The sequence below is a fragment of the Mesorhizobium sp. Cs1299R1N1 genome, assembly GCF_037179655.1.
GTDB lineage: Bacteria > Pseudomonadota > Alphaproteobacteria > Rhizobiales > Rhizobiaceae > Mesorhizobium > Mesorhizobium salmacidum.
In genome coordinates this window covers 128,707-142,532 of the sequence record NZ_JAPYKR010000014.1, presented here as the reverse complement: position 1 = coordinate 142,532, position 13,826 = coordinate 128,707, and the positions used below count along the sequence as shown (strand labels likewise).

The 13,826-nt window shown below is 63.1% G+C and carries 13 protein-coding genes; 7 read left to right on the top strand and 6 right to left on the bottom strand.

What is annotated here, in order from left to right; translation table 11 throughout:
- Nucleotides 1-66: 66 nt before the first annotated feature.
- Genes O7A70_RS27230 through O7A70_RS27220 form a run of 3 tightly spaced genes read left to right on the top strand, consistent with a single transcriptional unit; the run spans nucleotide 67 to nucleotide 2,928 of the window.
- On the top strand, nucleotides 67-984 hold the full coding sequence (locus O7A70_RS27230; protein WP_337143113.1) for an ABC transporter permease: 918 nt from the start codon (nucleotides 67-69) through the stop codon (nucleotides 982-984).
- Nucleotides 981-1,802, top strand: coding sequence for an ABC transporter permease (locus O7A70_RS27225; RefSeq protein WP_337143112.1), 822 nt, complete (start codon nucleotides 981-983; stop codon nucleotides 1,800-1,802). Before O7A70_RS27230 ends, O7A70_RS27225 begins: the two co-directional genes overlap by 4 nt.
- Before the next feature lie 52 nt (nucleotides 1,803-1,854).
- Complete coding sequence (locus O7A70_RS27220) at nucleotides 1,855-2,928, top strand: ABC transporter ATP-binding protein (protein WP_337143140.1); 1,074 nt, start codon at nucleotides 1,855-1,857, stop codon at nucleotides 2,926-2,928.
- Here the strand turns inward: O7A70_RS27220 and O7A70_RS27215 are convergent.
- The 4 genes from O7A70_RS27215 to betI all read right to left on the bottom strand — a co-directional run bounded on the left by O7A70_RS27215 (nucleotide 2,892) and on the right by betI (nucleotide 7,217).
- The gene (locus tag O7A70_RS27215; protein WP_337143111.1) at nucleotides 2,892-4,202 is read right to left on the bottom strand and encodes a flavin monoamine oxidase family protein; all 1,311 of its coding nucleotides are present in this window, start codon (nucleotides 4,200-4,202) and stop codon (nucleotides 2,892-2,894) included. The genes O7A70_RS27220 and O7A70_RS27215 overlap by 37 nt on opposite strands.
- Entirely contained in the window at nucleotides 4,199-5,275 is a 1,077-nt protein-coding gene (locus O7A70_RS27210; RefSeq protein ID WP_337105782.1) for an extracellular solute-binding protein, read from the bottom strand. Before O7A70_RS27210 ends, O7A70_RS27215 begins: the two co-directional genes overlap by 4 nt.
- A 120-nt stretch (nucleotides 5,276-5,395) precedes the next feature.
- Nucleotides 5,396-6,478, bottom strand: a complete 1,083-nt coding sequence (locus O7A70_RS27205) for an ABC transporter substrate-binding protein (RefSeq protein WP_337143110.1) — start codon at nucleotides 6,476-6,478, stop codon at nucleotides 5,396-5,398.
- Nucleotides 6,479-6,503: 25 nt separating this feature from the next.
- Nucleotides 6,504-7,217: a transcriptional regulator BetI gene (gene betI, locus O7A70_RS27200; RefSeq protein ID WP_337143109.1), complete on the bottom strand. Its 714-nt coding sequence runs from the start codon at nucleotides 7,215-7,217 to the stop codon at nucleotides 6,504-6,506.
- 418 nt (nucleotides 7,218-7,635) lie between these two features.
- Here betI and O7A70_RS27195 point away from each other — a divergent pair, with 418 nt between their 5' ends.
- Genes O7A70_RS27195 through O7A70_RS27180 form a run of 4 tightly spaced genes read left to right on the top strand, consistent with a single transcriptional unit; the run spans nucleotide 7,636 to nucleotide 12,363 of the window.
- On the top strand, nucleotides 7,636-9,255 hold the full coding sequence (locus tag O7A70_RS27195; RefSeq protein WP_337143108.1) for a phytoene desaturase family protein: 1,620 nt from the start codon (nucleotides 7,636-7,638) through the stop codon (nucleotides 9,253-9,255).
- Nucleotides 9,242-10,822, top strand: a complete 1,581-nt coding sequence (locus tag O7A70_RS27190) for a phytoene desaturase family protein (protein ID WP_337143107.1) — start codon at nucleotides 9,242-9,244, stop codon at nucleotides 10,820-10,822. The genes O7A70_RS27195 and O7A70_RS27190 overlap by 14 nt, the downstream gene beginning before the upstream one ends.
- Nucleotides 10,823-10,873: 51 nt before the next feature.
- Entirely contained in the window at nucleotides 10,874-12,100 is a 1,227-nt protein-coding gene (locus O7A70_RS27185) for an aminomethyltransferase family protein (RefSeq protein ID WP_337143106.1), read from the top strand.
- A 2-nt stretch (nucleotides 12,101-12,102) separates the two neighbouring features.
- The gene (locus O7A70_RS27180; protein ID WP_027141923.1) at nucleotides 12,103-12,363 is read left to right on the top strand and encodes a hypothetical protein; all 261 of its coding nucleotides are present in this window, start codon (nucleotides 12,103-12,105) and stop codon (nucleotides 12,361-12,363) included.
- Between the two features lie 6 nt (nucleotides 12,364-12,369).
- Here the strand turns inward: O7A70_RS27180 and O7A70_RS27175 are convergent, their stop codons facing one another.
- Together O7A70_RS27175 and O7A70_RS27170 are read right to left on the bottom strand one after the other, a co-directional pair.
- Nucleotides 12,370-13,428, bottom strand: coding sequence for a dipeptidase (locus O7A70_RS27175; protein ID WP_140509769.1), 1,059 nt, complete (start codon nucleotides 13,426-13,428; stop codon nucleotides 12,370-12,372).
- A 96-nt stretch (nucleotides 13,429-13,524) separates the two neighbouring features.
- Nucleotides 13,525-13,824: a GNAT family N-acetyltransferase gene (locus tag O7A70_RS27170; RefSeq protein WP_006200562.1), complete on the bottom strand. Its 300-nt coding sequence runs from the start codon at nucleotides 13,822-13,824 to the stop codon at nucleotides 13,525-13,527.
- Nucleotides 13,825-13,826 lie beyond the last annotated feature (2 nt).

Genomic DNA, 13,826 nt, shown 5'->3' with positions numbered 1-13,826 from the left:
CCCAATGGGATGCCGTATGGCGGGACAGTCCAGGCCAGCAACCGAGATCACACCCGGAGCGCTCCAATGACGGTGGCTGCGGAAGGGTCGCCCCCGTTGCGCATGACGCGGGCCAGACGAAATGCCCTTCTGCAATCCGAGCCCGTACAGGGCTTTGCCCTGATCAGCCCGACCTTGCTCTACGCGCTCATCCTGCTGGTCCTGCCGATCCTGGTGGTCATCGCCCACTCCTTCTGGACACAGCACTACCTGACCATCGACCGCACCTTCACGCTGGAAAATTACCGCGTCGCGCTGACCGAGCCGATCTACCGCGATCTGTTATGGCGCTCGCTCTATATCTCGCTGACGGTCAGCCTGTTCACCGTCATCCTCGCCTACCCGATCGCTTACTTCATTTCCTTCCACGGCGGCCGTCACAAGAGCGTGTGGCTGTTCCTCATCACCATCCCGTTCTGGACCAGCTATCTCTTGCGCGTGATGTCGTGGAAGGTCATCCTGGGCTATAACGGCGTCTTGAATTCCGGCCTGATGGGTCTGGGCATCATCGACGAACCGTCGACAGCCCTGCTCTACAATTCGAGCGCCGTCATCATCACCCTTACCCATGCCTGGGCGGCCTTCGCCATTCTGCCGATCTTCGTGTCCCTGGAGAAGGTCGACCGCACGCTGGTCGAAGCGGCCACCGATCTTGGCGATGGCCCCTTGCGCTCGTTCCTGCGCGTGACCTTGCCGCTGTCGGCGCCTGGCATCATTTCCGCGGCGCTGATCGTCATGATCCCGACGGTCGGCGACTACGTCACGCCAAAGCTCGTCGGCGGCAAGGACGGCGTTATGATCGCCAACGCCATCCAGGCACAGTTCGGCAAGGCAGCCAACTGGCCGCTCGGTGCCGCACTTTCCGTCACCACCATGCTGATCGTCTCCCTGATGGCCGGCGCCACGGTGCTGATCATCCGCACTTTGCAAAGGATGGCGCGATGAGGGCGCGGCGCTTCCTGCCGGGCGGCTGGCTGTCCGCCTACGCGTTCCTCTATATCGTCTTCCTGTATCTGCCCGTCATCTTCCTGCCGATCTTCTCGATCAACACGGCGGCGACGCCGAAATTCCCGCTGACCGGCTTCACTCTGCAATGGTACGAGGACCTGCCGCGCACACCGGCGCTGCTCGACGCCGCCTGGAACAGCCTGATCGTCGGCGTCTCGGCGGCCATCCTCTCCACCGTACTCGGTATCCTCGCCGCCCGCTCGATCACCCGCTACCGCTATCCCGGCCGCCGCGCCATCAATGGCCTGATCATGGCGCCGCTTGTGCTGCCCGAAGTGATCGTTGCCATCTCCATGCTGCTGGTGATGCTGCAGCTTGGCTTGAGCCTGTCGCTGTTCACCGTCGTGCTCGGCCACGTGCTGATCTGCATTCCCTATTCGATGACAGTGCTGACCTCCGGCTTCGAAGGTTTCGACCGCAGCCTCGAGGAAGCCTCCGCCGATCTCGGCGAGAGCGCCTTCGGCACTTTCCGGCGCGTGACGTTGCCGATGGTGGCTCCGGCGATCATTTCCAGCCTGCTGGTCTGCTTCACCATCTCTCTGGATGAATTCATCATCGCCTTCTTCCTCACCGGCACCGAGGCGACGCTGCCGATCTACATCTGGGGCCAGTTGCGTTTCGCCTCGAAACTGCCCGGCGTGCTGGCGCTGGGCACGCTGCTCTTGGTCGCCTCCTTCCTGCTGATGACAATCGCCGAAATCCTGCGTCGCCGCGCGGCCAGACGCACCCAGAACGAGGGAGGCCTCTATGCCTGAGCAGCCGCGGATCGAGCGCATTCACGCGGACAGGATCCAATCCGAAAGACCGATGATCGAGATCCGCAACGTCACCCGCAGCTACGGAGCGTTCAAGGCCTTGGACGACGCCTCCCTGACCATCAGGGAAGGCGAGTTCTTCTCGCTGCTTGGTCCGTCCGGCTGCGGCAAGACCACGCTTTTGCGCATGATCGCCGGGTTCGACAATCCGACCAGCGGTTCGATCGCGGTTGGCGGCCAGTCCATGGAAGGCATCCCGGCCAACCGCCGGCCGACCAACATGGTGTTCCAGAGCTATGCGATCTTCCCGCACCTCAATGTCGAGCAGAACGTCGCCTACGGACTGAAGCGGCTGAAGCTGCGGGGCGGCGAGGAGAAGCGCCGCGTCGAGGAAGCGTTGGCGCAGGTCTCGCTCACCGGCCTCGGCAAACGGCTTGCCACGGAGCTTTCCGGCGGCCAGCGCCAGCGCGTCGCGCTTGCCCGCGCCCTGGTGATGCGGCCCAAGGTGCTTTTACTCGACGAGCCGCTCTCGGCGCTCGACAAGAAGCTGCGCGAGCAGATGCAGGTCGAACTGCGCCGCCTGCAGCAGGCCGTCGGCATCACCTTCGTATTGGTCACCCACGACCAGTACGAGGCGCTCGCCATGTCCGACCGCATCGCCGTGATGTTCGGCGGCAAGATCGCCCAGGTCGCCTCGCCGAAGGAAATCTACCAGCGCCCGGTCAACCGCCAGGTCGCGGACTTCCTTGGCGGCATGAACTTCGTCAAGGCCGAGATCGTCGAGGAGAACGGCGCCTCGCTGATCGTCGACACGCTGGGTTTCGGCCGCATCAAGACCGACAAGCCCAAGGCTTTCGTGCGCAACGGCGGCGGCGCCACGCTCGGCATCAGGCCGGAGCGCCTGCGCGTGCTATGGGACAATGCGACAGCCAAGTTCGAGGTCGGCGGCAAGGTGGTCGAGCGCCACTATTTCGGCGAGATCACCCATCTGATCGTCGAGATCCCCGGACTGGAAAAGCCGCTGTCGGTGACCGAGACCAACGATTTCGGTGCCGATGATATCCCGGTCGGCACCTCCATCCGCCTCGCCTACGATCCCGAAGCCCTGGTCGCGATGGCCGACTGAACATCGGCGATGATCCTGCGCGCCGCGATGCGCCCGGCCACGATCGCGCCTTCGACATAGCCCGGGAATGACGGCGACAGTTCCGACGAAGCGAAATGCACCGGCGGCGCACCGGCAAGAATGGTGCGCTCGGCATCCCTCGCCGTCACATCGACGATCAGGTCGCTATAGGCACCGCCGCTCCAGCCATCATGCGTCCAGTCGCGGCGGTTGAAATCGAGACTATCGGCAGCCTCGGAACCGAGAGCCTCCACAAGCCTCGTCGTCACCTGCGCCCGCAGGTCCGCCTCGCCGAGTTCGTGCCAGCGCAGCGCCAGCGGCCCGCCAATGAAGACGACTAGCGCCGCATGCTCGGAATCCCTGCTGGCGTCGCAGGCAAACAGCCCTGGCAGATCCCGCCACATCACCATCCCGCTCAAATTCCGTTCGCGCCAGAATGGCTTGGGATAGCGCAGCAGGATCTTGATCACCGCGCCGCTTTCCCAGGCGCCGAGCGCCGTTTCCAGGGCTGCTGGCAAGGCTGGCGTAAAATCGAGCTTCGCGGCTGTCGCCGGCGGCACGGCGACCAGAACTTCGCGCGCTTCGACCACGCCATTGCTCGACACAACACGAACCCCTGACTGATCGTATTCGATGTGGGTCACCGGTTCACCCAGCCTCACACGGCCGCCGAGGTCCCTAGCCAGATCATCGGCCACCGACTGCATGGTCTCGCGCAGGGAATATTGCAGCTCCGGCACCTCGTTGGTGATGCGCCGGTCATTGTCGATGAGATACCACAGTGGCACCTTCTCCAATGCCAGGCACCACAGGCCTTCGATCATCGACCGGAAGGCCGCCTTGGCCTCGCCCGCGTCATCCTGCGTCTCCAGCCACCCGGCAACGGTCAATCCCGCAATGGCAGGATCGTTGGGCTCGATCCTGTTCATGCGTTCGCGGATTGCCATGGAGGCGTGATAGGTCCGCTCGGCCTGGTCGACCGACATTGACGGGTGGGTGATGAAATCACCCTCGACGTAAGTCTCGACGAAGGTCTTGCCGCGAGCCCGGGCCAGTTCCATCAGCTGCGGCATGTCCTCGCACAGGAACTGGCCGCCGCTGTCGATGCGCTCGCCAAGTCCATTTCGCACGGTCTCGACGCGGCCGCCGACACGATCGCGGGCCTCCACAAGCACGAAGTCGACGCCGGCGCGCTTCAATTCAATCGCGGCCGATAGGCCGGTGAAGCCGGCGCCGACGATGACGACGTCGGTTCTTTCGATCTTGTCGTTCAATACCCAGCCTTGATCTTCTCGAACTCGTCGATCATGCGCTTCTTCAGCTCCGGCGGCACCGGCTGCTGGAACAGGGTCTTGTCGAGGAACTTGTCGAGATTGTCGAAGCCGCGGTCGGCCAGCACCTTGTGGTCGATTTCAGCCATCCCGGCGCCATTGCCGTGGCCGTAGCCGAAGGTCTTGACCAAATAGTCCGACACGCCGGGCGCGTTGACGGCGCTGAGGAAATCATAGGCCTCGTCGAGCTTGCCTGGCGCATCCTTCATCAGCACATAGCCGCATACCCAGGTCGAAATCCCTTCCTTGGTCTCTCGGTTCATGGCGATCGGCAGGCCCTGTCCCTTCAGCGTCACGAAGGTCTCGTTCCAGCCCCAGACGAGATCGACCTCGTTGCCGATAAAGGCCTGGTTGAGGTCGGTGTCGTCGGTCCAGTAGAAACGGATGTTCTTGTGCACGTCGCGTAGGAAAGCGGACGCCTGCTTGAACTGGTCGTCGGTCATCTTGGTCCAGTCCTTGAGACCGATGACCAAGCTCGCCAAGGCATAGGCGTCATCAACATTGTCGCCGATGGTGACGCGGCCCTTGAACCGCGGATCGGCGAAAATCTTGAGCGACTGCGCCTGTTCGGCCGTCACCTTGTCGGTGCGGTAGAGCAGCGAGGTGTTGCCCCAGTCGAATGGCATGAACCAGGCCTTGCCGTCGGCGGTGACGGCGAGATCCTTCATCGCCATGATACCGGGATTGAGATCCTTCCAGCCTTCTATCCTGGACGTGTCGAGCGGCTGCAGCATGCCGGCTTCGCGCCACTTCACCACGCTTTGCGAGCAGGGATGCGCGATATCGGCCTTGAAACCCGCCCGCATCTTCTCGAACGCCTCGTCCTCGTCGCCGAAGAAAGCAAAGGTCGGCTCGGCGCCATATTTGGTCGTGTACGCCGGGTGTAGCAGCGGGTCCTCATAGCCCGACCAGTCGAACACGACGAGGTCGCCGCCGCCCTCGGCGAGCGCGTAAACCGCGCCGGCACCGAACGTGCAGGCGGCGGCGATGACAAGGCGGCGAAGCACGGAATTCATGGTGCGAAAAACTCCCCCATCGCGAAAGATGCCGAGAGCGAGGTTAGGCAAATTCAAGCGCTTTGGCGAGCCCATCGACCGCTCCTGCCGGCGCACGGACGGGTCCGCCAGGCAAAGGTTTTAATAGCCCGCTTTGATCTTCTCGAACTCGGCGATCATCTTGAGCTTGAGATCGGACGGCAGCGGCTGCTGGAACAGCGTCTTGTCGACGAATTTCTGCACGTCGTCATAGCCCTTTTCCTTCAGGACGGCCTGATCGACGCCGGCCATGCCCTTGGCATTGGCCTGGCCGTAGCCCCAATCCTTGACCAGCACCTTGGCGATCTCCGGATCGTTGACTGCGTTGAGATAATCATAGGCCTTGTCGGTATTGCCGGGTGAGTCCTTGAACAGCACATAGCCGCAGACCCAGGTCGAGATGCCTTCCGCCGTGTCCTTCTTCGACTTGATCGGCACGCCGGCGGCGACCGACTGCACGGTCGCATCGTTCCAGGCCCAGGCGAGATCGACCTCGCCGCCGCTCAGAAGCTGGACGACGTCGGTGGTGTCGGTCCAGTAGGAGCGCACGTTCTTGTGTACCTGGCGCAGGAAGTCGGAGGCCTGCTTGAACTGGTCGTCGGTCATCTTGGTCCAGTCCTTCACGCCGATGGCGAGGCTCGCCAGCGCATAGGCATCGTCGACATTGTCGCCGATCGAGACCCGGCCCTTGAACTTCGGATCGGCGAACGCTTTCAGCGACTGCACGTCCTTCTCGTCGATCTTGGAGGAATTGTAGGTAAGCTGCGTGTTGCCCCAGTCCCAGGGCATGAACCAGGCTTTTCCGTCATCGGTCGTGGCGAGATTCTTCATCGCCATGATGCCGGGATTGAGGTCCTTCCAGCCCGTGATCCTAGAGGTGTCGAGCGGCTGCAGCAGGCCAGCCTCGCGCCACTTCACCACGCTTTGCGAGCAGGGATGGCCAAGGTCGGCCTTGAAGCCGGAACGGACCTTCTCGAACGCCTCGTCCTCATCGCCGAAGAAGGCGAAGGTCGGCGAATCGCCGTTCTTCTCGACGTATTTCGGGTGGAAGCCCGGGGCCTCGTAGCCGGACCAGTCGAACACGATAAGATCCTTGTCGGCGGCGATCGCCAGGGCGGCGGCGGAAGCCGCCAGTGCACCGGCCAGTGCGACCGTCATTGTCAGGCGTCTTGTCAGTGTCTTCATTGCTGCTCCATCCTCTGTGGTTTTCTTATGATTTCGTTGGGCCGGCCGCCTTCCGTGGGTAGTGTTTCGGGAAGGCCGCCGACAGGAATTCATTGGCTGCCTGCAAGGCCGTCTCGCGGGTCGTGTCCTCGGTGCCCATCATCAACCGCAGCCACAAGCCTTCCAGCATGGCGCTTAGAGCCAGCGCCATGACCTGCGGCTCGTAGGCATAGCCGCCGCCTTGCTTGAGCGCCGTGCAGAGGTCGATGAAAATATTCTGGTAAACGGCATCCCGCGCGCTGCTCAGCGCCTGGTAGGTCGGCCTCGATTTGGCCTCGCCCCAGAAGGCGCACCAGGCGGCAAGCTTGCGCTTGTTGCAGATCGAGCGGTCGAAATCGGCCGCGACCAGCGCCTGGAGCTGGTCGGCAGGATCGTCGCCTGCCTTCTGCAGCGCATTTCGCCAATGCGCCGAGTATTCGTCATACATGTACTGCAAGGTCGCGATGAGCAGCTTTTCCTTGCTCTCGAAATGGAAATTGACGATGCCGCGCGACAGACCGGCGCCATCGGCGACATCGGCCATCGTCGTTTCCGAATAGCCGCGCTTGGCCAGCGAATCGATCGTCGCCTCGATAAGCTGAAGTTGCCTGATCTCCTTAGAGGCCTTGCGCCCGCGCTTTTCGGATTCAGCCTTCCGTACGGGTTCAAGGAGCGCGTCCCTGGCGTCTGCCGTCTTCATGCGTATGATGGTCTCCAGCATCGCCGGCTATCCCTTTGCATCCGGCTTCCACCCGCGAAGATGAGTGGGACGGTGCCCGCCACTGTCAAGCACCTTCTGCATGGCTTCCCGGGTTCGAATGTTGTCGACATAGGCCGACCGACCACGACAGCAATGGCCGAATAGCGATCCCTTCAACCCCATAGCGCCTCGAAGAGCGGATGGCGGCATCGTCATATTCCGGCTCGGCCTCCGCCGTTTCGATCATCAGCCCTCGGTCCCGACGAATGCCTGTTTCGAACGCCCGGCAAAGCGTAATCCATGTCTGGAAAAACGCAACATCATTTGTTGAACATTCATTCAGAATGGCTGGACAGAATGGCTGACACCATGCCAAATTCCACGTATTCGGGAACAGATCACGCGAAAATGAAGGGTCGCAGATGAGAACTGGGCCAAAATGAAAGCTTGGGACGCGATCATCATCGGCGGCGGACACAACGGCCTGGTCAACGCCTGTTACCTGCAGCGCGCCGGTCTTGACGTACTGGTGGTGGAGAAGAACGACTGGGTCGGCGGTGCCGCCACCAGCCGCGAGCTGACGCCGGGCTTCCTCTATTCCAACTGCTCTTATGTCTGCTCGCTGTTCCGGCCCGAGATCATGCGTGATCTCGAGCTGCCGCGCTTCGGCCTGCAGGTGATTTCCTATGAAGGCGGCGCGGTCTTCACCCGGGATGGCGACTATCTCGCCAACTACCGCGACCACGACGCGCACCGGCGCGAATTCGCCCGCTTCTCCAAAAGGGATGCCGAGGCCTATGACCGCTATTCCCGCGACGTGACGCGACAGTGCCGCTTCATCCAGCCGCTGCTGATGCGCACGGCGCCAGATCCGACCAGCCTGCGTCCGCGCGATCTCGGCGAACTGCTCTTTCTCGGCAAGAAATTCGCCGGTCTCTCCGCCGGGGAAATGGCGCTGACCCTGCGCTTCTGGACCATGTCCATCGCGGACTTCCTCGACGAATATTTCGAGACCGATGTCATCAAGGCGAACTTCGCGCTGTCCGGCATCATTGGCACGGCACTCGGGCCGATGTCGCCCGGCACGGCTTACGTCCTGCTGCACCACTATATGGGCGAGGTCGACGGTTCGGTCGGTGCCTGGGGCTATGCGCGCGGCGGCATGGGCGCGGTCACCAAGGCACTGGCCGCTTCCTTCAAGGCCTCGGGTGGAACCATCCGCACCGGCGCCGAGGTCGACCACGTGCTGGTAAACAGAGGCAAGGCGAAAGGCGTCGTTCTGGCCGGCGGCGAGGAGATTTACGGCAAGCTGGTCGTCTCCAATGCCGACGTGAAGCGCACCTTCCTGAAGCTGGTCGAGGAGAAGGAACTGCCCGACATCTTCCTGCGCCGGGTCAAGAATTTCAAGATCCGGGGCTCCTCAGGCAAAGTCAACATCGCACTCGATTCGCTGCCGGAATTTCCCGCGCTGCCGAAGGACTCGCCGGTCTACCGCGGCGACATGCATTTCACCGATTCGATGGAGCGCATGGAGCGCGCCTATGACGACTGGAAGGCCGGCCGCTGGTCCGCCGATCCCTTCCTCGACATGGTCATCCCGACGACGCTCGACCCGACCATGGCGCCGCCTGGCAAGCATTTCATGAGCTGCTTCGTGCAGTACGCGCCGCCCAAGATCGCTGGTCGCGAGTGGACGGACGCCGATCGCGACGGTTTTGCCGAAAGCGTGGTCGCGCAGATCGCTGAGTATTCGCCGGGTTTCCGCGAGCGCATCGTCCATATGGAGGTGCGCACGCCGCGCGAGATCGAAGCCGAGGTCGGCCTCACCGAAGGCAACATCTTTCAGGGCGAACTCACCTTCGACCAATTGCTGTTCAACCGCCCGGTGCCGGGCTACGCGCAGTATCGTTCACCGCTCAGTGGGCTCTATATGTGCGGTTCCTCGACCCATCCCGGCGGCGGCGTCATGGGTGCGCCCGGACGCAACGCCGCAGCCGAAATCCTGCGCGATCTCGCAAAGTCCACCTCGCATATGAGCCCGGCCCATGACGTCATTTGATGCGCCAAAATGGGATGTGCTTGTCATTGGAGGCGGTCACAACGGGCTTGTCGCCGCCGCCACGCTGGCAAAGGCCGGCCGCAAGGCGCTGGTGCTGGAAGCCGGAGCCGATCTCGGCGGCGCCGCGCGCACCGAGGAATTCGCGCCCGGCTTTCGCATCTCGTCGGTCGCGCATGTGCTGAACCGGCTGCATCCCGATGTGGTGAAGACGCTGGAGCTGGAAAAACACGGGCTGCAAATCGCTCGCGCCGACTTTGCCCCGTCGGTCGCTTTGTCGAAAGATGGACCACCGCTTGTCCTGCATGGCGCCTATGGCGAGGTGCTGACCGGCGCCAGTTCGTCGGAACAGTCCGCCTGGAAGGAATTGCGCGCGCAACTGCTGCGCTACGCAGGCATCCTGAAGCCCTTTCTCTCTCGACGCCCGCCCGATCTCGGCGGCATGTCGCTGTTCGAAGGCGCGGCACTTGGCCAGACAGCGCTGGCGCTGAAGAAGCTCGGCAAGGAAGACATGCGCGACTTCCTGCGCGTGCTTTTGATGAACGTCGCCGACCTGCTTGACGAGCAGCTCGCCGACGACAGGCTGAAAGGCCTGCTCGCCTTCGATGCCACGCTCGGCAGCCATCTTGGCCCGCGCTCGCCGACCTCGCTGCTCGGCCTCTATTACCGTCTGGCCGGAGAGATCGGCGGTGCGGCCGGAGCGCAAATACTGCCCCAGGGCGGCATGGGCGCGGTGGTCGCCGCCCTCCGCGCTGCCGCCGAAAAGGCTGGCGTCACGATCCGCACGTCGGTGCCCGTCGCAAGGATCATTGTCGAGAAAGGCCGCGCCGTCGGCGTCGTACTCGACAATAGCGAGGAGCTTCGCGCCAGGACGATCGTCTCCGCCATCAATCCGGCGACCACCTTCCTCGATCTTGTCGGGCCGCGCGGGATCGACACCGGCTTCATGCGCAAGGTCAGAAATATCCGCATGAAGGGCGATGCCGCCAAGCTCCATTTGGCGCTCGACCGGTCGCCGCAATTTTCCGGGGTCGATGTTGCCGGCAGCAAGGGGCGGCTGATCATTGCGCCCTCCCCAGATCATGTCGAGCGTGCCTTCAATCCATCCAAATATGGCGAATTCTCGCCCGAGCCGGTGATGGAAATCACCTTGCCCAGCCTTGCGGACCCATCGCTCGCGCCAGGCGGCGCCTGCGTCTTGTCGGCCGTGGTGCAATATGCGCCTTATGCACTGAAGGTAGGCTGGGATGCCGTCAAGCCGAAATTCCTCGAGGCTATCATGGCTCAGTTGGAAGCCTACGCACCTGGCATAGGCAAGACCGTGGTTCAGGCCGAACTGCTCACCCCTGCCGACATCGAGAAGCGCTTCCGCATGCCGGGCGGCCACTGGCACCATGGTGAACTGCAGGCCGATCAGATGCTGATCTCGCGCCCCGTCTCCGGCCGGTCGGGCTACGACACGCCGCTCGACGGGCTGTTCCTGGCCGGTGCGGGTTCGCATCCCGGTGGTGGTGTTTCGGGTGCGCCCGGCTTGAACGCCGCACGGCACATCATAGCGATGAAAGGGTGATTTGATGCTTCAGCTAATCAACGCCGCCTTCCACTGCGAAGGAACGCTGCCATGACCAGTCAGCTCGACAACGCGGTCCGCACCCTGGCGCAATCCCACTTCCGCACGCTGCGCATTGGCACGCCGTTCCAACCGCGTATCGACGCCCTAGCCAAGACCCAGGACTGGTACAATTGGGCCGGCTACCGCGCGCCGCATTCGCTTTGGGACGAGGAGCTCGAATACTTCGCCATCCGCAGCCAGGCAGCACTGTTCGACATCTCGCCGATGACCAAATACCGGATCGAGGGACCGGATGCCGAAGCCTTCCTCGACCGCGTCACCTTGCGCGATGTCACCAGACTCAGGCCGGGCCGCGTTCAATACACCGCGTGGTGTGACGACGAAGGTTTTGTCCTGGACGATGGTACGCTTTTTCGCTTGTCGCCGACACGCTTCCGGCTGTGTTCGCAGGAGCGGCATCTGCCGTGGCTGCTGGACAGTGCCCTTGGCTTCGACGTCATTGTCGAGGAAGAAACGGAGGCCGTCGCCGGGCTCGCCTTGCAGGGCCCAACCGCCTTCGCCGTGCTGCGCGATGCCGGTTTCGCCGGTGTCGAGAAGCTGAAGATATTCGACCTTGCCGAGTTCCCGCACGACGACGGCACGGTCATCATTTCACGCACCGGCTTTACCGGTGATCTCGGCTACGAGCTGTTCGTGCCCGCCGACAAGGCGCTCAGCCTATGGGATCGGTTGATGGCCGCGGGCGAACTTCGCGGCATCCGCGCCATCGGCTACACCGCGCTTAATCGAGCTAGGCTCGAAGCAGGGCTGATCGTCGCCAACGCCGATTTCACCACCGCCGAACACGCCATCCGCGCCGACCGCCTGCGCATGCCCGACGAGATCGGGCTCGGCTTCATGATCGATCTGGAAAAGGGCCATTTCAACGGCCGTCGTGCCATCCTCGAAGCGAGGGCGAAACGCAAGCTTCGCCATGTCGTGGTCGGGCTGGAGATCGAGGGCAACATCCCGGCCGAACACGCGATCGTCTACCACAAGAAGTCAAGGGACGTCGGCCTGGTCAGCGCCGCCATGTGGTCGCCGATGGCCAAGCGCAACATCGCCATCGCCTCGCTGGCGCGGCCCTATGGTGATACAGTCGTGGAGGACCTCTGGGTCGAGATCTACGCCATGCGCGAGCTGCAGTACCAGAAGCTGATGAAACGGGCCAAGGTCGTGGCGCGACCCTTCATAAAGCTCGACCGCCGCACCGCCAACCCGCCATCGGATTTCTGACCATGACCGAGGAAGCGGGCAAGCACCAGGAAGAAGGCGAAGCCGCCGAGCAGTGGGAGCTGGTCAACACACCGCTCGGCGAGAAATGGTCGGGCCGCACGCGCTATGCTGCCGCCATGTTCTTCTACAAGCAGGGCGAGATGAGCGCCGAGACGCTCGAAGTCTACCGCATCTGCGCGCGGCTCGATGCCGAAAATCCGCTGCCGATCATCAGGGATCGTGGCGTCGGCAAGGATTGGCTGAAGCGCATGGGCTTCGAATAAGCCACTCTAACCTATCGTTCTTTCCAGCATGCTGAGCCAGTTGCGGTAGGCGATCTTTTCGATCAGTGCGCGGCCGAAACCGCGCGCCGCCAGCGCATCGATGAGTTTCGGCAGGCCAGCGACGTCGCCGATGACGGCCGGGATCATGGCGCCGTCGAAATCCGAGCCGAGACCGACGCCGTCCTCGCCCAAAGCCTGCAGCAGGGAATCGATATGGCGCACCATAATGTCGAGGCTGGTGTCGGCATTCATGCGGCCGTCCTCGCGCAGGAAGCCGGTGGCGAAGTTGAGGCCGACCATGCCGCCGGACTCGCGGATCGCCCCGAGCTGCCAGTCCGTCAGATTGCGCGAATGGCCGCAGATCGCGTGCACGTTGGAGTGGGTGGCGACCAGCGGCGCATCGCTAAGTGCTGCAACATCGCGAAAGCCCTTCTCGTTGAGATGCGAGAGGTCGATCATGATCTTCAGCTCATTGCAGGCCTTGACCAGCGCCTTGCCGGCATCGGTCAGGCCAGGTCCGGTGTCGGGCGAGGACGGAAAGCGGAACGGCACGCCATTACCGAACGCATTCGGCCGGCTCCAGACGATGCCGAGCGAACGCAGGCCCGCGGCATGTAGAACGTCGAGCATGGTGAGTTCGGGATCGATCGCCTCGACGCCCTCGATGTGGAACACCGCGGCAATCGTGCCTTGTGCCATGGCGTTGCGCACGTCGCCGGCACTGCGGCAGATCGCCAATGCGCCGGCGCGCTCAAGCCGGAACAGGATGGACGCCATGGCGATCGTCGAGTTGAGCGCATCGGCGCGCGGAACCTCGGGCGGCAGCGGCTCGCTGTCGCTCGGCGCCGAAGGCACGGCGCTGCGCCGCGCTTTCTCGACCGGCGGCGGGAAGATGGCGAACATGCCGCCGGCGAATCCGCCGGCCCTCGCACGCGGCAGGTCGATATGGCCGCCCGATTTCCCGTCGATGAACAGCTTTTCGACGTCGCTGTCCTTGGACTGATAGAGCCTCAGCAGCGTGTCGTTATGGCCGTCGAAGACGGGGACGAGGTCGGAGTCTGTCATAGGGGGTCATTCGGTTCGTTCATCGGCGCGGGAGCGATATATCATACCCACTTAGGCACGATGTGCTACCCGCGCAAATGACAAAGCCTGTCCGACCTATTGCTTCAGCACGTCGGCCCATTCCGGATGGCGGCGGAACTGGGCGTTGGCGAACGGGCAGAGCGGGATGATCTTCTTGCCCGCTGCCCGCGCGTCCTCGACGGCGCGGGTGACGAGCCGAAGCCCGGCGCCCTGGCCGCGAAAGGCGTCCGGCACTTCGGTGTGGTCGATGATGAGCTGGTGCTCGCCGATCTTGGTGAAGGTCATCTCGGCCTCGGCGCCGCCGGGGCCGCGCAGGAAGTAGCGGCCCTTGGATCCGCGATCTTCAAGTTCGATCTCTGGCAGTTGATCGGGCATCT

What these genes read in the sequence shown, in the direction of transcription:
- O7A70_RS27230 (WP_337143113.1), top strand. Translation starts at nt 67, where the DNA reads ATGACGGTGGCTGCGGAAGGGTCGCCCCCGTTGCGCATGACGCGGGCC.
- O7A70_RS27225 (WP_337143112.1), top strand. Translation starts at nt 981, where the DNA reads ATGAGGGCGCGGCGCTTCCTGCCGGGCGGCTGGCTGTCCGCCTACGCG.
- O7A70_RS27220 (WP_337143140.1), top strand. Translation starts at nt 1,855, where the DNA reads ATGATCGAGATCCGCAACGTCACCCGCAGCTACGGAGCGTTCAAGGCC.
- O7A70_RS27210 (WP_337105782.1), bottom strand. Translation starts at nt 5,275, where the DNA reads ATGAATTCCGTGCTTCGCCGCCTTGTCATCGCCGCCGCCTGCACGTTC.
- O7A70_RS27205 (WP_337143110.1), bottom strand. Translation starts at nt 6,478, where the DNA reads ATGAAGACACTGACAAGACGCCTGACAATGACGGTCGCACTGGCCGGT.
- betI (WP_337143109.1), bottom strand. Translation starts at nt 7,217, where the DNA reads ATGCTGGAGACCATCATACGCATGAAGACGGCAGACGCCAGGGACGCG.
- O7A70_RS27195 (WP_337143108.1), top strand. Translation starts at nt 7,636, where the DNA reads ATGAAAGCTTGGGACGCGATCATCATCGGCGGCGGACACAACGGCCTG.
- O7A70_RS27190 (WP_337143107.1), top strand. Translation starts at nt 9,242, where the DNA reads ATGACGTCATTTGATGCGCCAAAATGGGATGTGCTTGTCATTGGAGGC.
- O7A70_RS27185 (WP_337143106.1), top strand. Translation starts at nt 10,874, where the DNA reads ATGACCAGTCAGCTCGACAACGCGGTCCGCACCCTGGCGCAATCCCAC.
- O7A70_RS27180 (WP_027141923.1), top strand. Translation starts at nt 12,103, where the DNA reads ATGACCGAGGAAGCGGGCAAGCACCAGGAAGAAGGCGAAGCCGCCGAG.
- O7A70_RS27175 (WP_140509769.1), bottom strand. Translation starts at nt 13,428, where the DNA reads ATGACAGACTCCGACCTCGTCCCCGTCTTCGACGGCCATAACGACACG.
- O7A70_RS27170 (WP_006200562.1), bottom strand. Translation starts at nt 13,824, where the DNA reads ATGCCCGATCAACTGCCAGAGATCGAACTTGAAGATCGCGGATCCAAG.